The sequence below is a fragment of the Micromonospora narathiwatensis genome, from assembly GCF_900089605.1.
Taxonomy (GTDB): domain Bacteria; phylum Actinomycetota; class Actinomycetes; order Mycobacteriales; family Micromonosporaceae; genus Micromonospora; species Micromonospora narathiwatensis.
In genome coordinates, this window is the sequence record NZ_LT594324.1 from 4,883,872 (window position 1) to 4,903,684 (window position 19,813).

Consider the following 19,813-nt stretch of genomic DNA (forward strand, 5'->3'; position numbering starts at 1 on the left):
CCGCTCCGCCGCCGTACGCGACTACCCTCGGCGCTCGTGGAGGTGTCGCGGGTGGCCGTGCTGGGCCGGGGCGTGGTGCCGGCCGGGGAGGCGGTGCTGCGCGGCGACGACCGGGGCGTGCTGCACGGAGACGGCCTCTTCGAAACCATGCACCTGCGCGGCGGGGAGCCCTGGCTGCGCGACGCCCACCTGGCCCGGCTGCGGGCCGGCGCGGCGGCGATCGCGCTGGACCTGCCGCCGACCGAAGCGCTGGTCCACCTGCTCGACACGATCCGGGCCGGGTGGCCGCCGGAGGTGGAGGGAGCCCTGCGGCTGGTCTGCACCCGGGGACCGGAGGGCGGTGGGCCGCCGACCGTCTACGCCACGCTGGGCGAGCTGCCGGCGGCCTTGCGGCGGGCCCGGCGGGACGGGCTGACCGTAGCCACCCTGCCGCTCGGGGTGGCCGCCCGGTCGCGCCCGGAACTGGGCTGGCTGCCGGTCGGCATCAAGTCCACCTCGTACGCGGTGAGCACCGCCGCGCGTCGCTGGGCGGCCCGCGCCGGATTCGACGACGTGCTCTGGGTCTCCACCGACGGGTACGTGCTGGAGGGGCCGAGCGCGAACGTGGTCTGGCTGGCCGGGACGACGCTGTGCACGGTCCCGGCGGCGGCCACCGGCGTACTGCCCGGGGTGACCGCCCGCTGGCTGCTCGACCACGCCGCCGACCTGGGCCTGACCGCCGAGGAACGTCTGGTCACCCCGGCCGAACTGGCCGGTGCCGACGGTGTCTGGCTCACCTCGTCGCTCCGCGGCCTGGCCGAGGTCAAGTCCCTCGACGAAACCCGCCGGCCCCCCTCCATCCACACCCCCGCCCTGGCGTCCCTCCTCGCCTTCCCGACCGGTTGATCATGAAGTTGTCGCGCCGACACGCCGCTGCGGCGGGCGACAACTTCATGACCAACGGTGCGGGGCTGGGGGAGATGGGAACGGGTGGGACGGAGAGTCAGCCGGCGACTCGGGTCAGGCGGGCGGAGAGGTGAGGGCTCAGCGCGTGGCCCACGGCGGCCATCTCCTGGGCGTAGAGCAGGGCACCCTCGACGATGCCGAAGAGGCGGGCGCCGGCGGTGACCTCCTTGGCGGTGGCCGTACGGACCACCGCGTCGGTGGCGAACTCGATCTGGGTGCCCCTGCGCTTGCCGATGTGCAGCTCCATCACACCGGTGGGCGTGCTCATCAGGGCTTCCAGCTCGTCGGTGACCCGGTCGCCGGCCATCACCGGGCGCCACCAGCCGACCTCACGACCGGCCGGGCGGACCGGACGGCTCTGCTCGTCGAGAATCCAGGCGCGGGACTCGTAGAACAGGAAGGGCCGGCCGTCGTGGCTGATCCGGATCTCCTGCGCGTAGTCGAAGTCCTCGATGGTCGGGAACCCACCCCGCCCGCGCCCGCGCCACACCCCGATGTACGGCAGCAGGCCGTCCAGGCTCGGGTGCAGCTTCGGGCCGACACGCAGGTCGTGGCTCTCCTCGTACGGATACGGGTCGACCGGCGGCGCATTCAGCCACGGCGGCTGCAACGGATTCTCGCTCACCGGGCCATCTCCGTTCGCGACTGCGGGGCACGCAAACCCGGCTCACTCCTCGCGCTCACCGGGCCATCTCCGTTCGCGACTGCGGGGCTCGCAAACCCGGCTCACTCCTCGCGCTCACCGGGCCATCTCCGTTCGCGACTGCGGGGCTCGCAAACCCGGCTCACTCCTCGCGCTCACCATTTTCCTCTCGAAATCTTCGCAGCCAGGTAGACCAGGCCACCGGCGAGCGCGCCCAAGCCGGCGACCAGCAGGCTGACGAACCCGATCTCGGTAACCATCCCGGCCATCCTATGCTGGCGCCATGGCCCGCTCTCTCGTCGTCAAGGCCACCGCCGGCGCAGACGCCCCCGAGCGCTGCGCGCAGGCCTTCACCGTCGCCGCCACGGCGGCAGCCGCCGGGGTCGACGTCTCACTCTGGCTGACCGGGGAGTCGACCTGGTTCGCGCTGCCCGGGCGCGCGCAGGAGTTCGAACTGCCGCACTCCGCGCCGCTGCCCGAGCTGCTGCACGTGATCCTGGCCACCGGCAAGGTCACCGCCTGCACGCAGTGCGCGGCCCGTCGGGACATCGGCCAGGACGACGTCATTCCCGGCGTACGCATCGCCGGCGCGGCGGTCTTCGTCGAGGAGGCGATGGCCGAGGGCGCCCAGGCCCTGGTCTACTGACCCGTCTGCCGGCGCGGAGCGGGCGGGGTCAGGCCGGGCAGCCGGTGGTGACGGCGACGCGGACGCGATCGTCGACGCGATCGGCCAGCACCGCGACGTCGGACCGCGCGGCGTAGAGGTCGGCGGTGTCGCGTACCGCGGGAGCGCCGACGGTGTCCCGGAACGCGCCGGCCAGGGGCGTGTCGGATGCCCCGCCGGCGCTCTCGGCGCGGGCGGTCCGGGCCGTCCCGCCCGACGGGCAGGGCGCGGCGAGCACCTCGACCGGCCCGGCGGCGTCGCCCCAGGCCGCGAGCGCGCGGCTGGCCTCGGCCGACTCCCGCTCGGCCCCGGTCGGGCCCGGCGCGCGGTAGCCCGTACCGATCGGCCGGCAGCCGGTGGTGGCGGTGACCAGCGCCCGGCCTGGTCCGGTGGACCGGCCCTCGACCGCGACGAACTCACCCGCGTCCGCGCGGAGTATCGGACCGCCGGCGGACGTCCGGACGCCCGCCCGCCACTGCGACGGCAGCCGGTCGGCCATCCGCTGGAGCAGGCCGCCCACGTCGTCGCCGGCGACCACGACCTCCACGCCGCGGGTCAGCTCGGCGCCGTCCTCCAGCGGGGTGATGCGGCAGCCCCGGTCGAGCTGGTCCGGCGCGATCGCCGGGACCCCGTCCCGCCCGACGGCGGCCAGCAACTCGCCGACCGCCCGGTCGACCACGGGCCCGGCCTGGTCCAGCGAGCGTTGCTCCCGCACCGTCGGCGGGTCGTGCCGCACCGACCACCAGGTCAGCCCGGCGAGCAGCACCCCCCACGCCACCGTCGCGGCCACCAGCCGGCGCAGTCGGCGCCGCCCGGGCGCCGGCTGGTCGGGACGGGTCGGCGGGGCGTACCCCGCCTGGACAGCACCACTCACCGGGCCATCGTGTCACGCGACGGCGAGCGGCCTCGGCCCGGCGGTGTCAGGTCGCCGATCTCGCGGTATCGCACGGCCGCGAACCCCGCCACCTCGCCGACCCCGGGTCGATCAAGCCCGACCGGGCCGGGTGGGGCGGGCCGGAACGGCCGTGGCCCGCCGCCCCGGGTGGGACGACGGGCCACGATCAGAGCGTGGGTCAGGCGGCGACCGTGACGGTCACCTCGTTGATCCCGCGAGCGGCGGTCACGGCGGTGTCGCCGTTGCCGTGCCGGGAGAGCGCCCGCAGGGTCCAGTCGCCCGGCGCGGCGAAGAACCGGAACTGCCCGGCCGGGGAGGTCACCACCTCGGCGGTGAACTCACCGGTCGAGTCGAGCAGCCGGACGTAGGCGCCCGGCACGACCTCGCCGGACTCGGCCCGGACCAGGCCGGTGATGACGGTTTCCTTCTCCAGATCCAGGCTGGCCGGCAGCGGGGCGGCCTGGTCCGGGGCGGCGCAACCGGCGGCGGTGGGAGCGGTCATCGGGATCACGCCTCCCCGGGCTCGTCGCCGAGCGCGACCGGCACGCCGACCAGCGAGCCGTACTCGGTCCAGGAGCCGTCGTAGTTCTTCACGTTGGCGTGGCCGAGCAGCTCCTGGAGCACGAACCAGGTGTGCGAGGAGCGCTCGCCGATCCGGCAGTACGCGATGGTCTCCTTGCTGTCGTCCAGCCCGGCGTCGCCGTAGATCCTGCGCAGCTCGTCGTCGGACTTGAAGGTGCCGTCCTCGTTGGCCGCCTTCGACCACGGGACGCTGATCGCGGTCGGCACGTGGCCGGCCCGCTGGGCCTGCTCCTGCGGCAGGTGGGCGGGGGCGAGGAGGCGGCCCGCGTACTCGTCGGGGCTGCGCACGTCGACCAGGTTCTTGGTGCCGATCGCGGCGACCACCTCGTCGCGGAAGGCCCGGATCGAGGTGTCCGGCTCCTGCGCGACGTACTGGGTCGACGGGCGGGTCACCGCGTCGGTGACCAGCGGGCGGGCGTCCAGCTCCCACTTCTTGCGGCCGCCGTCGAGCAGCTTGACGTCGCCGTGACCGTAGAGCTTGAAGTACCAGTACGCGTACGCGGCGAACCAGTTGTTGTTGCCGCCGTAGAGGATCACGGTGTCCTCGTTGGCGATGCCGCGCTCGGAGAGCAGCGCCTCGAACTGGGCCTTGTTGACGAAGTCCCGGCGCACCGGGTCCTGCAGGTCGGTCTTCCAGTCGAGCTTGATCGCACCGGCGAGGTGGCCGGTGTCGTAGGCCGAGGTGTCCTCGTCGACCTCGACGAAGACGACGCCCGGGGCGTCGATGTTCTTCTCGGCCCACTCGGCCGAGACGAGTGCGGTGTCGCGACTCATCAGATCACTCCCTGGTGAGGATTGGATGGTGAGCCAGCGCGTGGAGATCGAAGTCGGTAGTTCGTCGCACCACGCGCGGGACCCAGAGCTAGGACGGATCACGGGTACGTGCGACGGCGCCGCTGCCGGGCGATCAGGAGAACACCGGAGGGTACGCGAACCCTGCGTGCCGGTGGCCGCTAGGCGGCCGAGGACAGCCCCGCCGTCAGATGACGGGGCGACACAGGCAGGTGGCCACGCGGCACAGGTCGACCGCGCGCCGTTTGGTGAGGAGCGTCCCCATGGGCACGGACACTACCAGTCGGTCCGGCCGATATCACCGGCCCGACCAGCATCCGAGACGCGGCATGGGACCACGGCAGGCCGTCGGCCGGGCCGTGCACCGGGTCACCGCCGGCGGACGGGCCGCTTCCCGGCCGGTCAGCCGGCGGCGGTGATCGGCACGTTCCGCGCGTCGGCGGTGACCAGCAGGCCGTCCGGCTTCGGTTCCACCTTGCGGACGTTGAGCTGGAACGGCAGCTCGGGCAGGGGCACGTTGATCGAGATGCTGTTGGCGTAGTTGGTCAGCACCCGCCGGGCCAGTGGCAGGTTCGGCAGGCCCTCGGCGGTGAGGTCGTTGAACCGCAGCGCCACCTTGCCGTCGGCGACGGTCAGGTCGGCGGTCCCGTTGACGGTGAGCCGGGTGCCCAGGACGTCCACCGGCGCGGTTACGGCGAGCTTGCCGTCCCGCTCACCGAGGGTGAGCCCCGGCCGGTCGAGGAGCTTGGCCAGGCTGTCGTAGGAGACGGTGGCGCGGCCGTCGACGCGCTCGGCGACCACGTCGCCCCGGCGGGTACGGAGGGTGTCCAGCGACGCCCGTACGTTGTGGGCGTCCACGTCGAGCCGCGGCACGCTGACCGCGTCGCCCTGCACGTTGCCCCGCACGTCGGTCAGCACGATCGAGATGCGCTCGTACTTCCCGGCGAGCACCTGGGTGAGGAACGGGAAGCCCGCCACGTCGACCCTGGGCGACGCGGAGCTCACGTCCTGCCGGGCGACCTCCTGCCGCACCTGGTCGGCGATGGCCCGCTCGGCCACCCCGGCCGCCACCCGGTCCGCGGCCACCAGCAGCCCGCCGAGCACCAGCAGCAGGACGACGAAACCGATCAGGACCTTCCGGCCACGTCGCCGCGGCCGGTCCTCGTACGCCCCGTGCGCCTCCGTCACGCCGCCTCCTCGTCACCGTCCGCCGCCGTCCGTCTCGCGGCGCAACGGTACTTACCCGAGGCGCGAAATCCCCAACCGTCCGCTCAGAGGAAGAGCACGCACATGGCGTACGCGGCCGGCGCGGCGAGCGCGAAGCCGCCCAGCGGTCCCTGCATGTGCCGGGCGATCCACAGGGTCGGCGGCTCGCCGGCCATCAGCCGACCGGCCTCGGCGTATCCGACGGCGAGATCGGCCAGCACCGCGGTGGCCGCGGTGACCAGCCCGACCAGGGCGGCGCTGGTCGGGGTGAAGCCGACCAGGTAGCTGCCGAGCACCGCGCTGGTCAGGGTGCCGAGCATGGCACCCGCCACCACGCCGGCGGCGCCCCGGGGCACCTGCGGGGCGAGCCTGGGCCAGGGTGCCACCGCGTCGGTGAGCCGGGCCACGAGCAGCGCGACGGCGGTGGCGGTGAGGCAGACGGTGATCGCCTGGGTGCCCTTCGGGATCCGGCCGAGCACGATCAGGCTGGCGAACGCGACCACCCCCACCACGATCAGCAGGGTGCTGCCGAGCGAATCGGTCACCCGGACGCGGTCCACCCGGCGGACGAGTTGGCCGAGCACGCCGAGCACGAAGCCGGCGGCCGCGGCGTACCCGAGCGGGGCCAGGCCCGCGATCTCGGACTGCACCGCCGCGGCGTCGGCGATGGCGGCCGCCCCGGCGCTGACCAGCGCGACCACCAGCAGCGCCGGCGGGCGCATGGCCATCGTCCAGGCGAGCACGAAGAGCAGTTGCACGCCGAAGACGATGAACGCGAAGGGCAGCCGGTGCCCCGGGCCGGCGGTCTGCGCGCCGAGCACCAGGCCGACGCCGAGCAGCGCGGCGAAGCCCGCGACGGTCAGCGCCAGCGGCCGGCGTACCGGGACCGGGGGTTCCTCCTCCTCGGGCTCGTCGTCGGGCTCGTCGTCCGGGCGGCGCCCCGGGCCGCCCTTACGGAGCCGGCGGGGTCCCTTCCGCTCCGGCCGGTCCCCGCCGTCGTCGGCCGGGCCGGTACGCGGGCCCGGCGGGTAGCCACGGGAGGGGCCGGCCGGCCCCGGACGCGCGTCGTCGGGCCACGGGTCACGGCCGGTGTCGGGCGAGGTCGAGGGAAACACGCCCTGATCGTGCCAGACCGGGCCGGGTCGGCGGAGGTCACGGTTTCGGCAACGTTAAAACCTGAGCCGCGATCAGGGGCAGAACGGGCAAACAGGAAAGGACGCAAAGGTGAAGGGCGGGCGATCCGTTACGCTCAACCCGTTACCCGCCCCCGTCAGCGACGCCGGGACCACGCAAGTTCTCAGCGCCACCCCACCCAGGAGTGCCGCTGGTCACGCGCGGCCGGAAGGGCCGCCGGGACGGAGGTGATCGTGTGGAGATCCTGCTGCTGGTGACCGCGCGCGCAGGTGAACCATCGGCGGTGCTGCCGGCGCTCGACCTGCTGCCGCACTCGGTCCGCACCGCGCCCCGTGACGTCCGCACGCTGGTGTCCGGCCCGACCCCGGACGCCGTCCTGGTGGATGCCCGCTCCGAGCTGAGCGAGGCCCGGGCGACCTGCCGGATGCTGCACGCCACCGGGCTGGGTGTGCCACTGGTCGCGGTGGTCACCGAGGCCGGTCTGATCGCGTTGAACGCCGACTGGGGCGTGGACGACGTCATCCTGGCGTCGGCGGGTCCGGCCGAGGTGGAGGCCCGGCTGCGACTCTCGGCCGGCCGGCGGAGCAACGCGACGGCCGGGGCCGGTGGCTCGATCCGGGCCGGCGAGCTGACCATCGACCCCGACACGTACGCGGCCAAGCTCAAGGGCCGCCCGCTCGATCTCACCTACAAGGAGTTCGAGCTGTTGAAGTTCCTGGCCCAGCACCCGGGCCGGGTGTTCACCCGGGACCAGTTGCTCCGCGAGGTCTGGGGATACGACTACTTCGGCGGGACCCGCACGGTCGACGTACACGTCCGGCGACTGCGCGCCAAGCTCGGTTCGGAGTACGAGTCGATGATCGGCACCGTGCGCCAGGTCGGCTACAAGTTCGTCGTGCCGCCGTCGCGTTCACTGCCGGAGTCGGAGCCCGCCCCGCTGCCCGTCTGACCGCAACTCCCCGCCGTTCCCTCCTTTGGAGGACCATGCCCCGATAAGCCCCTTTTGCGCCGGTTAGTGAGATCTATTCTGACTACCGGACTTATCGGACAAAGGGGGCGGCAGTGCGCGCGGTGACCACGGGGGCGATGAGGGGTCCGTACCGGGATCCGAACGGGCGGGGATTCTGATGTCGGCCACGACGCTGCGCGCGGTCGGGATCGTGACCCTGGTGGCCGCCGCGCTACTTGGCTCGGCGTACGCGCTCGGCCGCAGCCTGATGCCCGAGACGCCACCGCGGAACGCCTCGGTCACGGCCGACGGCCCGCACTACGCCGACCAGCCCCCGGGCAGCCAATCAGCAACACCGCCACCGTCACCGTCACCGACGGCCGACAGCAGCCCGAGCGCGCGGAGCCGTGACCAGCAGCAGCCGTTCCCGTTCGGCGAGGGCGACGGACCGTTCGGCAGCCTGACCTCCACCGGATCCTCCCGGATCGCGCTGACCTTCGACGACGGGCCGGACCCGCAGTACACGCCACAGGTGCTCGCCCTGCTCAAGCAGTACGGCGTCAAGGCCACCTTCTGCCTGGTGGGCGAGAACGCGCAGAGCTACCCGGAGCTGGTCCGGGACATCGTGGCGGACGGACACAGCCTCTGCAACCACTCGTGGAACCACGACCTGGACCTGGGCCAGCGGTCGCCGGACGTCATCCGGAACGACCTGGGGCGCACCAACGAGGCGATCCGGGCGGCGGCGCCGAACGCACGGATCGCGTACTTCCGGCAGCCCGGCGGCAACTGGACCACCCCGGTGGTGTCGGTCTGCGAGGACATGGGCATGGCCCCGCTGCACTGGGCGGTCGACCCGTCGGACTGGCAGGTGCCCGGCGCCTCGCAGATCACCACGACGGTGATGACCGAGACCGGACCCGGCTCGATCGTGCTGATGCACGACGCCGGTGGCGACCGGGCGGGCACGGTCGAGGCGTTGCAGCGCCTGCTGCCCGAGCTGATGAGCCGGTACCAGTTGGAGGCCCTGCCGACCGGCACCACGTGACGGTCGCTCCGGGCCGGCCCCGGGTCCGGTCGCCCCGGCCGGCGCAGGTGACGACCGTCCCTCGGCCGGCGCAGGTGACGACCGTCCCCCGGCCGGCGCGGGTGACGACCGTCCCCGGCCGGGTCCCGGGTCCGGCACGACCGGGGGCGAGCCGGCCGCTACGGTGACGGCATGAGCAGCACCGAGCCGACCGCCGATCGAGTCGTCCGCGCCGACCGGCTGGCGCCGGTCGAGGTGGCCGAGGTGCTGGCGCTGGCCCGCGTCGCCGGCGACGCGGACGGGGCCGACCCGCTCGACGAGCACGTGCTGCTGCGGCTGCGGGACCCGGAGGCAGCGGCGGTGCACCTCACCGCCCGGGCCACCGACAACACCCTCACCGGCTACGCCCACCTCGACACCACCGATCCGGCGAACGGCATCGGGGTGGAGCTGGTCGTGCATCCGGCGTACCGGCGGCGCGGCACCGGGCGGGCCCTGGCCCGGGGAGTGCTGGCCGCGGCGTCCGGACCGCTGCGCGCCTGGGCGCACGGCGACCACCCGTCCGCCGCCGCGCTCGCCGTTGACCTGGGCTTCGCCCGTGCCCGGGTGCTCTGGCAGCTACGCCGTCCGCTGACCGTGGCGCTGCCCGAGCCGGTTCTGCCCGACGGCGTACGACTGCGCGCGTTCCGTCCGGGCGAAGACGACGACGCCTGGCTGGCGCTCAACAACGCCGCCTTCGCCGAGCACCCGGAGCAGGGCCGGTGGACCCCCGCCGACCTGCGGGTACGCCTGACCGAGCCGTGGTTCGATCCGGCCGGTTTCCTGCTCGCGGTGGACTCGGGCACCGGCCGGCTGCTCGGCTTCCACTGGACCAAGGTGCACGAGCGACCGGGCTCGGCCCGGATCGGCGAGGTCTACGTAATCGGGGTGGACCCGTCGGCGCACCGGGGCGGGCTCGGCCGGGCGCTGACCGCCGCCGGGCTGGCCCACCTGCGCGACCGGCGAGGGCTGGACCGGGTGATGCTCTATGTCGACGAGTCCAACGCCCGCGCGGTCGCCCTCTACGAGGGACTCGGCTTCGCTCGCTGGTCCGCCCACGTCAACTACCAGCTCGGCTGACCGCCGAGCGGCGCGTCCGGCGCCGCACCGGTCAGTGCCGGCGCCGGTTGATGGGCCGGCGGCGCGCATCACGGGGGCATCACGGGAAGGTTCCAGAGCGGTCACGCCTGGCCCGACATGAGTGGATAAAGGGGACACCTCCCCGCCAGTTCACTTAATGGACAATCCGCCCTCAGCAGACCGTCGCCTGGCGGAGCGGGCCTGTTCACCCCCTGTTCACTTCCCACGGGCGAGCCGGCTACCTGGCACTTCTAACTTTCGTACCAGCCGGTCAGCGCCGGCACCCGGGCAACCCGGGCGACCTGACCAAAGATGTGAAGGGAAACCCCTCAGGTGAAGCTCCAGCGGCACGGTGCCATTGCCTGCCTCGCTCTTACCGCGGTGCTCGGTCTCAGCGCCTGCGGCTCGGACAACAACGAGCCTTCCACGGATGCCTCGGCCTCCGGGTCGGCCGCCGCGGCCGACTGCGGCAAGGGCACGCTGAACGCGCAGGGCTCCTCCGCCCAGAAGAACGCGATGGCCGAGTGGATCAAGGCGTACCAGCAGAAGTGCGCCGACGCCAAGATCAACTACGAGCCCACGGGTTCGGGCGCCGGCATCGAGGCTTTCAAGGCCGGCACCGCGGACTTCGCCGGGTCGGACTCCGCCCTCAAGCCGGAGGAGCAGCCGGCCGCCGACGCGAAGTGCACCGGCGGGCAGGCCCTCAACCTGCCGATGGTCATCGGCCCGGTGGCGGTCGTCTACAACGTCAGCGGCGTGGACAACCTCCAGCTCACCCCGGCCACCCTGGCGAAGATCTTCGCCGGCAAGGTGACCAAGTGGGACGACGCGGCGATCAAGGCCGACAACCCCGGCGCGACGCTGCCGGCCACCGCGATCCAGGCGGTGCACCGTTCCGACGAGTCGGGCACCACCGACAACTTCACCAAGTACCTCTCCAAGACCGCTGAGGCGGACTGGACCTTCGGCAACGCCAAGGCGTGGAAGGCTCCGGGCGGCGTCGGCGCGGCCAAGTCCGACGGTGTGGCCAGCAAGGTCAAGAGCACCGACGGCACCATCAGCTACGTCGAGTGGTCGTACGCCGAGAACTCCGGCCTGAAGAAGGCCAAGGTCCAGAACGGTGCCGGTGAGTTCACCGAGCTGACCGCCGAGTCGGCCGGCAAGACCATCGCCGGGGCCAAGTTCGAGGGTCAGGGCAACGACCTGAAGATGTCGATCGACTACAACACCAAGGAGGCCGGGGCGTACCCGATCGTCCTGGCGACCTACGAGATCGTCTGCAGCAAGGGCCTCGCCGCCGACAAGCTGCCGCTGGTCAAGGGCCTGCTGACCCACGCGGCCAGCGCCGAGGGCCAGGGCGCGCTGACCGAGCTGGGCTACGCCCCGCTGCCGGAGTCGGTCCGCACCAAGGTCGAGGCTGCGGTCAAGAGCCTCGCCTGACGCGCTGACCGACACCACCTCCTCAATACGAAGCGAGCGAGCAGATGGGTGATAACCCTCACCGCTCGGCGCACGCCGGCACCGGCGGGACCCATGTGGCCACGAGCCACGAGGGACCTGCCGGTGCCTCGGCGCGTGTGGCCGAGAGTTCCGGTAACCCTCGTATGACCGACAACGGCCTGGGCGGCGGCGGGGCCCTGCCCCGGGCCCGGGCCTTCGGCGCGGAACGGGCGTTCCGTGGCCTGACCCTGGCCGCCGGCACCGCCGTGCTGGTCATCATCGCGGCGATCGCGATCTTCCTGATCGCCAAGGCGGTTCCGGCACTGCGGACGAACACCGAGTCGTTCTGGACCTACGAGGGCTGGTTCCCGAACGAGAACCCGCCGAAGTTCGGCATCGGCGCGCTCGCCTTCGGCACCGTGCTCAGTTCGGCGCTGGCCCTGCTCATGGCAGTGCCGGTCGCGCTGGGCATCGCCCTCTACCTCTCGCACTACGCCCCGCGCCGGCTCGGCAACAGCCTCGGCTTCCTGATCGACCTGCTGGCCGCCGTGCCCAGCGTGGTCTTCGGGCTCTGGGGCCGGGACTACCTCGTCAAGCCGGTCGCCGACCTGTCGGCCTGGCTGCACGAGTACTTCGGCTGGATCCCGATCTTCGGCGAGGGCCCGTACGGAAGCTCGATCCTGCTCGGTTCACTGGTACTGGCGATCATGGTGCTGCCGATCGTCACCTCGCTGTCCCGCGAGGTGTTCCGGCAGACCCCGACCGCCAACGAGGAGGCCGCCCTCGCCCTGGGCGCCACCCGCTGGGAGATGATCCGCACCGCCGTCCTCCCGTACGGCCGGCCGGGCGTGATCGCCGCGGTGATGCTGGGCCTGGGCCGCGCGCTCGGCGAGACCATCGCCCTGGCGCTGACCCTCGGCTCGACCTACGCCATCTCGTTCAACATCCTGGAGAGCGGCGGCAACTCGATCGCGGCGAACATCGCGCTCCGGTTCGCCGAGGCCAACGCCACCGGGCGGGGCGCGCTGATCGCCTCCGGCCTGGTGCTCTTCGCGATCACGCTGATCGTCAACATCACCGCCCGGGCGATCATCTACCGCCGCCGCGAGTTCACGGAGTCGGCCGCATGAGCGAGCAGAGCGAGCGAATCAGTCAGTGCAGGCGTCTTGCCGACGCCGAGCGAAGCGAGGTGGCGGCATGAGCACGACAGTCACCTCCCACCGCCCGCAGCCCCCGGCACAGCCGGTCACGCTGCGGGCCAAGCGACTTCCGGCGTACGCCGCGCCCGCCGTCGCCGTCGTGGCCCTGCTGCTCTCCGCCGGCATCGTGTACGGCGCCGGCATCGGTGGCCCGGTCCTGGTCGTGGTCGTCGGCGCGCTGCTCTACCTGGCTGGCCTCTTCTTCGCCGCGAACGCGGTGGAGGGCCGCCGGTCCGCCCGCAACCGGACCTGGAGCGCGCTGATCCACTCCGCCTTCGTGCTGGCGGTGCTGCCGCTGGCCTCGGTGGTCTGGACCCTGGTCAGCAAGGGCGCCGAGCGCCTGGACGCCGCCTTCTTCCTCACCTCGATGAACAACATCGGGGCCCGGGACGCGAACGGCGGCGCCTACCACGCCATCATCGGCACGTTGGAGCAGGTCGGCATCGCCACCCTGATCACCGTCCCGCTCGGCGTGCTCTGCGCGATCTACGTGGTCGAGTACGGCCGGGGCCGGTTCGCCTTCACCATCCGCTTCTTCGTGGACGTGATGACCGGCATCCCGTCGATCGTCACCGGCCTCTTCGTGCTGGCCTTCTGGGTGCTGATCGTCTCGCCGTGGTTCAGCCCGGACGGCCAGCCGGGTTTCTCCGGCTTCGCCGCCGCGCTGGCGCTGAGCGTGCTCATGCTGCCGACCGTGGTCCGTTCCACGGAGGAGATGCTCCGCCTCGTCCCGGCCCCGCTGCGCGAGGGCGCGTACGCCCTCGGCGTGCCGAAGTGGAAGACCATCCTGCGGGTCGTGCTGCCGACCGCGCTGCCCGGCATCGTCACCGGCATCATGCTCTCCGTCGCGCGGGCCGCCGGCGAGACCGCCCCGGTGCTGCTCGTCGCCGGCGGTGCCGCCGCGATCAACTTCAACCCGTTCGAGAACAACCAGTCGTCGCTGGCCCTCTTCGTCTACCAGCAGGCCGGCGAGGCGTCGAAGTACTCGCCGGCTCGGGCGTGGACCGCGGCGCTGACCCTGGTCGCCCTCGTCCTCATCCTGACCGTCGCGGCGAAGTTGCTGGCCCGCCGCAACCGGCTCGGCCGATGAACCCCGGAGGTACCACCACCATGGCCAAGCGCATCGAAGCCACCGACGTCACCGCGTACTACGGCACGTTCAAGGCGATCGAGAACATCAACCTGACCGTCGAGCCGAAGACGGTCACCGCCCTGATCGGCCCCTCGGGCTGCGGCAAGTCCACGTTCCTGCGCTCCATCAACCGGATGCACGAGGTGCTGCCCGGTGCCCGGGTCGAGGGCAGCCTGACCATCGACAACCAGGACATCTACGACCGGGACGTGGACGTCACCGCGGTCCGCCGGATGATCGGGATGGTCTTCCAGCGGCCCAACCCGTTCCCCACCATGAGCATCTTCGAGAACGTGGTGGCCGGCCTGCGGCTCAACGGCGTCCGGAAGAAGTCGATCCTGGAGGAGGCGGCCGAGAAGGCGCTGCGCTCGGCGAACCTGTGGGACGAGGTGAAGGACCGGCTCGGCAAGCCCGGCGCCGGGCTCTCCGGCGGTCAGCAGCAGCGCCTCTGCATCGCCCGGACCATCGCCGTCGAGCCGCAGGTGGTGCTGATGGACGAGCCCTGCTCGGCGCTGGACCCGATCTCCACGCTGGCCATCGAGGACCTGATGTTCCAGCTCAAGGACAAGTTCACCATCATCATCGTCACGCACAACATGCAGCAGGCCGCCCGGGTGTCGGACCGGACCGCCTTCTTCTCCATCGAGAAGACCGGCGACCCGGGCCGACTGATCGAGTACGACAACACCCAGAAGATCTTCAGCAACCCGAGCCAGAAGAAGACCGAGGACTACATCACCGGCCGCTTCGGCTGAGCCGCTGGTCTCCCGGTCCGCGAGGGGCGTCGGTCGAGCAGACCGGCGCCCCTTCGCGTGTCCGCGCCGGGCCGCGCTCAGCTCAGCGTCGCGAAGAACCGCCGCAGGTCGGCCACGAGCAGGTCCGGCGCCTCGTGGGCGGCGAAGTGCCCGCCCCGGTCGTACGTGTGCCAGGAGACGATGTTCTTGTGGTCGCGCTCGGCGAGGGTCCGGATCGACTGGAAGTCCCAGGCGAAGTTGGCCAGGCCGAGCGGCACGGTGGTCGGCTCCAGCCGCTCGGTGCCGCGCCCGTTGACCTTCTGCGTCGGGTGGACCACCTCGGCGTCCTCGTAGTAGAAGCGCGCCGAGGAGGCCGCGGTGTTGGTCAGCCAGTAGATCATCACGTTGGCGAGCACGTACTCGGGGTCGAGCTGCTCGCCCATCAGCTGGGCCGCCCAGCCGAGCAGGCCCACGGGCGAGTCCGCGAGCGCGTGCGCGACATTCTGCGGCTCGGTCGAGTGCAGCTTGTCGTAGCCGCCCCGCCGCCGCACGAACCAGTCGGCGAAGGCCACCTTGCCCCGCTCCTCCTCGGAGAGCGTGGCCAGCTCGTCGGCGTCCCCGGACGGCAGCGAGAAGACCTGGCTGACGTGGACGCCGATCACGTGCTCCGGGGCGGCCCGACCCACCTCGGGACTGACGAACGCGCCGAGGTCGTTGCCGGCGGCGCCGTAGCGGTCGTACCCGAGGCGGCGCATCAGCCCGGCCCAGGCGCGGGCCACCCGGAACCGGTTCCAGCCCCGCTCGCGGGACGGCCCGGAGAAGCCGAACCCGGGGAGCGACGGGATGACCAGGTGGAAGGCAGCGGCCGGGTCGGCGCCGTGTGCCCGGGGGTCGGTCAGCGGGCCGATCACGTCCAGCCACTCGACCACCGTGGTCGGCCAGCCGTGGGTGAGGATCAGCGGAACGGCGTCCGGCTCGGGCGAGCGGACGTGCAGGAAGTGCACGGTCTGTCCGTCGATCTCGGTGGTGAACTGCGGGTACGCGTTGAGCCGGGCCTCCCAGGCGCGCCAGTCGTACGTCGTCCGCCAGCGCTCGGCGAGCCGCCGCACGTAGCCGAGCGGGACGCCGTACTCCCAGCCCGGCGGGACCGGGCCGGCCGGGGCTGCCCCGGCGTCGGCGGGCAGTTCCTCGGTCCACCGGGTACGGGCCAGCCGGTCGACCAGGTCGTCCAGCTCGGCCTGCGGAACGTCGATACGGAACGGGACGATCGCGGTGTTGTCAGCCATGTCCCGAACGTAGAGACCGATTAGGCAAGGATCGTTCCTAATGGTCGGGCAGAATCCGGAACATGTTGGAGACCTCGGCACGGCTGCTGCGCCTGCTGTCGCTGTTGCAGACCCCGCGCGAGTGGACCGGCACCGAGCTGGCCGAGCGCCTCTCGGTGAGCACCCGGACCGTCCGCAACGACGTGGAGCGGCTACGCGCCCTCGGCTACCCGGTGCACGGCACCCGGGGCGCGATCGGCGGGTACCGGCTCGGGGCGGGGGCGGCCCTGCCTCCGCTGCTCCTCGACGACGAGGAGGCGGTGGCGGTGGCGGTCGGGCTGCGTACCGCCGCCGCAGGCGGCGTCGCCGGCATCGAGGAGACCTCGCTGCGAGCCCTCGCGAAGCTGGAGCAGGTCCTCCCCCACCGGCTGCGCCGCAGGGTCGGCGCGCTGCACACCCACACGGTGCGGGTGCCGCACGATCAACCTGGCCCGACCGTGGACGCGGACACGCTCAGCGCGATCAGCGCGGCCTGCCGGGATCGGGAACGGCTGCGCTTCGACTACGTCCGGCACGACGGCACCGCCGACCGCCGGGACGTGGAGCCGTACCGGCTGGTCAACTGGGGGCGCCGCTGGTACCTGGTGGCCTTCGACCCGCAGCGGGACGACTGGCGGACCTTCCGGGTGGACCGGATCACCCCGCGCACCCCGACCGGTCCCCGGTTCCCCGCGCGTGAGCTGCCCGAGGACGTGGTGGACCGGGTGCGGCACGGCGTCTCCTCGGCTGCCTGGCGGCACCGCGCCCGGGTGCTGGTGCACGCGCCGGCCGAGGTGGTGACCGAGCGGATCAACCCGGCCGTCGGCACCGTCGAGCCGGTCGACGCCGACACCTGCCTGCTGCACACCGGCGCCGACCGGCTGGAGACCGTCGCGGTGTGGCTCGGCCTCCTCGACGCCGACTTCACCGTCCAGGACCCGCCGGAGCTGGCCGACCTGCTGCGTACCCTCGCCGACCGTTACCTCCGCGCGGCCGGCTGACGGGCTCGGCACGCCTCGCCCGACCGTCGGTCACCGCAGGATGCCGCACCCCGCCGGCCCGGCCGGTCAGTCGAGGACGAAGCGGGGCGCGCCGGCGTCGGGCAGGTCGAGGCGGGGGGTGATCGGGGTGGCGGCGTCGCGGGTCGCCGCCGCCGCCGTCACGCCGGCCAGGTCGCCGGCCGCGGCGACCTGGGCCAGGGTGACCAGGGTGGGCGGAAGCATGTTCAGCTCCCCGGCCTCCGCCCGGGCCAGGGCGTCCGCCGGCCGGATCCACAGCGTGTGGTCGGCCTCGCCGGAGACGTCCCGGGTCCGCTGCCCCTCCGGCAGCAGGGCCACGAAGAAGTACGTGTCGAAGCGGCGCGGCTCGAACTCCGGTGTGATCCACCGGCTCCACGGCAGCAGCAGGTCGGACCGGAGGGTGAGCCGCCGGCCGGCCAGCAGGTCGGCGAAGCCGGTCCGGCGGGCCTCCAGGTCCTGCCGGGCGGTCTCCCAGTCGTCCCCGCTCACGTCGCCGACCACGCCGGCCGGATCCGGGCCGGCCAGCAGCACCCCGGCCTCCTCGAAGACCTCCCGGGCGGCGGCGCAGACCACCGCCTGAGCGGCGTCCGGGGCGAGCCCGAGGCGGTCGCCCCACCCGGCCGGGTCCGGACCGGCCCAGCCCAGGTGCGCCTGGGAGTCGGAGGGGTCCACCCCGCCGCCGGGGAACGCGTACATCCCGCCGAAGGCCATCGCGGCGACCCGACGGATGACGTACACCTCGAAGTCGACGCCGGTGGGGCGGAGCAGCAGCACGGTGGCCGCGACCCGGGGCGCGGCCGGCACGCCGCCCTCGGCGTGGAACCGGCGGGCGTGCTCCACCAGGGCGGGGGGTGCGGCGAAACCGTCGATCGTCATCCTGCGAGCCTAGTTCCCGACGGCTGGGCGCCCACCGGCCGCGGCGCCCGCCGGACAGGCGATCTTGGCAGGATGTGACCCCTACGGGGGCCAGTTGTCGGTGGCGGTCGAAGGGGTGACATGGTCCAGGAAATCAGCACCAGGAAGACACGTTGGGGAATCCTCTCCACCGGGTGGATCGCCGGCCGGTTCGCGGAGGACCTGCGGCTGGTGCCGGGTGCCGAGCTGGTCGCGGTCGGCTCACGTACCCGGGAGAGCGCCGAACTGTTCGCGGCCCGGCACGACGTGCCCCGGGCGTACGCCTCCTGGGCGGAACTGGCCGCGGACCCGGACCTCGACGTGATCTACGTGGCCACCCCGCACGCCGCGCACCACGAGGCGACCCTGGCCTGCCTGGCCGGCGGCAAGGCCGTACTGGTGGAGAAGCCGTGCACCCTCGACCTGGCCACCAGCACCGAGCTGGTCGAGACGGCACGGGCCCGCGGCCTGTTCCTGATGGAGGCCATGTGGATGCGGACCAACCCGATCATTCTGCGGGTGGTTGAGCTGATCGCGGAGGGGGCGATCGGCGAGGTGACCCACGTACGGGCCGACTTCGGGGTGGCCGGGCCGTTCCCGCCGGAGCACCGGATGCGGGCCCGGACGCTGGGCGGGGGCGCCCTGCTCGACCTCGGCGTCTACCCGGTGAGCCTGGCCCACCTGCTGCTCGGCGTGCCGCAGCACACGCACGCCTGGGCGAGGCTGAGCCCCGAGGGCGTGGACGAGAACACCGGCATCGTCCTCGGCTGGGACTCCGGCGCGGTGGCGACGCTGAGCTGCGGGATGGTCGGGGCCACCGCGATCACCGCCTCGATCACCGGCACCTCCGGGCGGATCGACCTGTCCGAGCCGTTCTTCCGGCCCGGGTCGGCGGTGCTGCACCGGCTCGGCGCGGAACCGGAGACCATCCCGGCCGACCTGACCGGCGGCGGCTACCAGTACGAGGCCGCCGAGGTGCAGCGCTGCCTGGCCGCCGGGCTGACCGAGAGTCCGCTGGTCCCGCACTCGGCCACGCTCGAGGTGATGGCCCTCCTGGACGACATCCGCACCCGCGTGGGCGTCTCCTACGCCTGAGCAGGAGGGGCCCGACAAGGGCCCCTCCTTTCACCTCAGAACAGGGGGCGGACCAGCAGGTACGCCAGGCAGGCGATGGCCGCCGCGGCCGGGAAGGTGATGATCCAGGCGACCACGATGTTGCCGGCCACGTTCCAGCGGACCGCGGAGAGCCGCTTGGTCGCACCGACACCCATGATCGCCGAGGTGATCGTGTGGGTGGTGGAGATCGGGGCCTTCAGCACCAGGGCGTTGAAGTAGAGCACGGCGCTGGCGACCGTCTCGGCCGCGAAGCCCTCCGGCGGACCCAGGTCGATGATCTTCCGCCCGAGGGTACGGATGATCCGCCAGCCGCCCGCGTAGGTGCCGGCCGCCAGCATGGCCGCCGAGGTCCAGAACACCCACTGCGGGATGTGCGTCTTGTCGGACTGGAAACCACCGGTGTAGAGGGCCAGCACGATGATGCCCATGGTCTTGGCGGCGTCCTGCATGCCGTGACCGACCGACATCGCGGCCGCGGAGAGGGTCTGCGCCCAGCGGAAGCCCCGGTTGAGCTTGGCCGGCTGGCCCTTCCGGAACAGCCAGAGGATCGCCAGCATCACCAGGAAGCCGAGCACCAGGCCGACCATCGGTGAGAGCACCATCGGGATGATGACCTTGTCGATGATGTTGCCCCACTGCACGACGCCGTCGGCGGCGAAGAGGGTCGCACCGACCAGGCCGCCGAAGAGCGCGTGCGAGGAGGAGGACGGCAGGCCGAAGTACCAGGTGATCAGGTTCCAGGCGATCGCGCCGAGCACGCCGGCGAAGACCACCCCGAGACTGGTCACCCCGGTGGGGAGGGTGACCAGGCCGTCGCCGACCGTCTTGGCCACCCCGGCGCCGAAGTGTGCGCCGACGAAGTTGCCGACGGCCGCCAGCGCGAGGGCGACCCGGGGAGTCAGCGCCCGGGTGGAGACGCTGGTGGCGATGGCGTTGGCCGCGTCGTGGAAGCCGTTCGTGTAGTCGAACGCCATGGCAACCACGATCACCGCCAGCACGGCGATGAGTTCGGGACTCAC

22 protein-coding genes are annotated in these 19,813 nt (G+C 72.7%); 11 read left to right on the forward strand and 11 right to left on the reverse strand.

What is annotated here, in order from left to right:
* Window positions 1-36: 36 nt before the first annotated feature.
* Window positions 37-885, forward strand: a complete 849-nt coding sequence (locus GA0070621_RS21305; RefSeq protein ID WP_091198670.1) for an aminotransferase class IV — start codon at window positions 37-39, stop codon at window positions 883-885.
* A gap of 97 nt (window positions 886-982) precedes the next feature.
* Here GA0070621_RS21305 and GA0070621_RS21310 read toward each other — a convergent pair whose 3' ends face one another.
* Together GA0070621_RS21310 and mtfM are read right to left on the reverse strand one after the other, a co-directional pair.
* Window positions 983-1,570, reverse strand: coding sequence for an FABP family protein (locus GA0070621_RS21310; RefSeq protein ID WP_091198672.1), 588 nt, complete (start codon window positions 1,568-1,570; stop codon window positions 983-985).
* Between the two features lie 173 nt (window positions 1,571-1,743).
* Window positions 1,744-1,848 carry a small membrane protein MtfM gene (gene mtfM, locus GA0070621_RS31130; protein WP_269455358.1) on the reverse strand — a complete coding sequence of 35 codons (105 nt, stop codon included), beginning with the start codon at window positions 1,846-1,848 and terminating at the stop codon, window positions 1,744-1,746.
* Window positions 1,849-1,871: 23 nt separating this feature from the next.
* On the opposite strand from mtfM, the gene GA0070621_RS21315 reads away from it, so the two are divergent.
* Window positions 1,872-2,234: a DsrE family protein gene (locus GA0070621_RS21315; RefSeq protein WP_091198675.1), complete on the forward strand. Its 363-nt coding sequence runs from the start codon at window positions 1,872-1,874 to the stop codon at window positions 2,232-2,234.
* 28 nt (window positions 2,235-2,262) lie between these two features.
* Here the strand turns inward: GA0070621_RS21315 and GA0070621_RS21320 are convergent, their stop codons facing one another.
* The 6 genes from GA0070621_RS21320 to GA0070621_RS21340 form a co-directional block, all read right to left on the reverse strand.
* On the reverse strand, window positions 2,263-3,126 hold the full coding sequence (locus GA0070621_RS21320; RefSeq protein ID WP_091198677.1) for a hypothetical protein: 864 nt from the start codon (window positions 3,124-3,126) through the stop codon (window positions 2,263-2,265).
* A 199-nt stretch (window positions 3,127-3,325) separates the two neighbouring features.
* Complete coding sequence (locus GA0070621_RS21325) at window positions 3,326-3,649, reverse strand: DUF1416 domain-containing protein (protein WP_091202697.1); 324 nt, start codon at window positions 3,647-3,649, stop codon at window positions 3,326-3,328.
* A 5-nt stretch (window positions 3,650-3,654) separates the two neighbouring features.
* A complete protein-coding gene (locus GA0070621_RS21330) occupies window positions 3,655-4,503 on the reverse strand; it encodes a sulfurtransferase (protein WP_091198679.1) in 849 nt (282 codons plus the stop codon).
* A 205-nt stretch (window positions 4,504-4,708) separates the two neighbouring features.
* On the reverse strand, window positions 4,709-4,786 hold the full coding sequence (locus GA0070621_RS31305; protein ID WP_311202345.1) for an Ms5788A family Cys-rich leader peptide: 78 nt from the start codon (window positions 4,784-4,786) through the stop codon (window positions 4,709-4,711).
* 137 nt (window positions 4,787-4,923) lie between these two features.
* Complete coding sequence (locus tag GA0070621_RS21335; RefSeq protein WP_091198681.1) at window positions 4,924-5,709, reverse strand: LmeA family phospholipid-binding protein; 786 nt, start codon at window positions 5,707-5,709, stop codon at window positions 4,924-4,926.
* 83 nt (window positions 5,710-5,792) lie between these two features.
* Entirely contained in the window at window positions 5,793-6,842 is a 1,050-nt protein-coding gene (locus GA0070621_RS21340; protein ID WP_091198683.1) for a hypothetical protein, read from the reverse strand.
* A gap of 254 nt (window positions 6,843-7,096) precedes the next feature.
* Between GA0070621_RS21340 and GA0070621_RS21345 the strand changes: the two genes are divergently transcribed.
* From GA0070621_RS21345 to pstB, 7 genes are all read left to right on the forward strand, one after another.
* Window positions 7,097-7,810: a winged helix-turn-helix transcriptional regulator gene (locus GA0070621_RS21345; RefSeq protein WP_091198685.1), complete on the forward strand. Its 714-nt coding sequence runs from the start codon at window positions 7,097-7,099 to the stop codon at window positions 7,808-7,810.
* A 178-nt stretch (window positions 7,811-7,988) separates the two neighbouring features.
* The gene (locus tag GA0070621_RS21350) at window positions 7,989-8,858 is read left to right on the forward strand and encodes a polysaccharide deacetylase family protein (protein WP_091198687.1); all 870 of its coding nucleotides are present in this window, start codon (window positions 7,989-7,991) and stop codon (window positions 8,856-8,858) included.
* A gap of 171 nt (window positions 8,859-9,029) precedes the next feature.
* A complete protein-coding gene (gene mshD / locus GA0070621_RS21355) occupies window positions 9,030-9,956 on the forward strand; it encodes a mycothiol synthase (RefSeq protein ID WP_091198688.1) in 927 nt (308 codons plus the stop codon).
* Window positions 9,957-10,289: 333 nt separating this feature from the next.
* Window positions 10,290-11,396 carry a phosphate ABC transporter substrate-binding protein PstS gene (gene pstS, locus GA0070621_RS21360; RefSeq protein ID WP_091198691.1) on the forward strand — a complete coding sequence of 369 codons (1,107 nt, stop codon included), beginning with the start codon at window positions 10,290-10,292 and terminating at the stop codon, window positions 11,394-11,396.
* A 44-nt stretch (window positions 11,397-11,440) separates the two neighbouring features.
* Window positions 11,441-12,526, forward strand: a complete 1,086-nt coding sequence (gene pstC, locus GA0070621_RS21365) for a phosphate ABC transporter permease subunit PstC (protein ID WP_091198694.1) — start codon at window positions 11,441-11,443, stop codon at window positions 12,524-12,526.
* 67 nt (window positions 12,527-12,593) lie between these two features.
* Window positions 12,594-13,685 carry a phosphate ABC transporter permease PstA gene (gene pstA / locus GA0070621_RS21370; protein ID WP_091198696.1) on the forward strand — a complete coding sequence of 364 codons (1,092 nt, stop codon included), beginning with the start codon at window positions 12,594-12,596 and terminating at the stop codon, window positions 13,683-13,685.
* 20 nt (window positions 13,686-13,705) lie between these two features.
* Window positions 13,706-14,482 (forward strand): phosphate ABC transporter ATP-binding protein PstB, encoded by a 777-nt coding sequence (gene pstB, locus GA0070621_RS21375; RefSeq protein ID WP_091198697.1) that lies wholly within the window; start codon window positions 13,706-13,708, stop codon window positions 14,480-14,482.
* Window positions 14,483-14,559: 77 nt separating this feature from the next.
* On the opposite strand, the gene GA0070621_RS21380 is transcribed toward pstB, so the two are convergent.
* A complete protein-coding gene (locus GA0070621_RS21380) occupies window positions 14,560-15,747 on the reverse strand; it encodes an epoxide hydrolase family protein (protein WP_091198699.1) in 1,188 nt (395 codons plus the stop codon).
* A 62-nt stretch (window positions 15,748-15,809) separates the two neighbouring features.
* Between GA0070621_RS21380 and GA0070621_RS21385 the strand changes: the two genes are divergently transcribed.
* A complete protein-coding gene (locus GA0070621_RS21385) occupies window positions 15,810-16,766 on the forward strand; it encodes a helix-turn-helix transcriptional regulator (protein ID WP_091198700.1) in 957 nt (318 codons plus the stop codon).
* Window positions 16,767-16,832: 66 nt separating this feature from the next.
* Here the strand turns inward: GA0070621_RS21385 and GA0070621_RS21390 are convergent, their stop codons facing one another.
* Complete coding sequence (locus tag GA0070621_RS21390) at window positions 16,833-17,660, reverse strand: NUDIX hydrolase (RefSeq protein ID WP_091198702.1); 828 nt, start codon at window positions 17,658-17,660, stop codon at window positions 16,833-16,835.
* A 120-nt stretch (window positions 17,661-17,780) separates the two neighbouring features.
* Here GA0070621_RS21390 and GA0070621_RS21395 point away from each other — a divergent pair, with 120 nt between their 5' ends.
* On the forward strand, window positions 17,781-18,773 hold the full coding sequence (locus tag GA0070621_RS21395) for a Gfo/Idh/MocA family protein (RefSeq protein WP_091198704.1): 993 nt from the start codon (window positions 17,781-17,783) through the stop codon (window positions 18,771-18,773).
* Window positions 18,774-18,808: 35 nt separating this feature from the next.
* On the opposite strand, the gene GA0070621_RS21400 is transcribed toward GA0070621_RS21395, so the two are convergent.
* On the reverse strand, window positions 18,809-19,813 hold the full coding sequence (locus GA0070621_RS21400; RefSeq protein ID WP_091198706.1) for an inorganic phosphate transporter: 1,005 nt from the start codon (window positions 19,811-19,813) through the stop codon (window positions 18,809-18,811).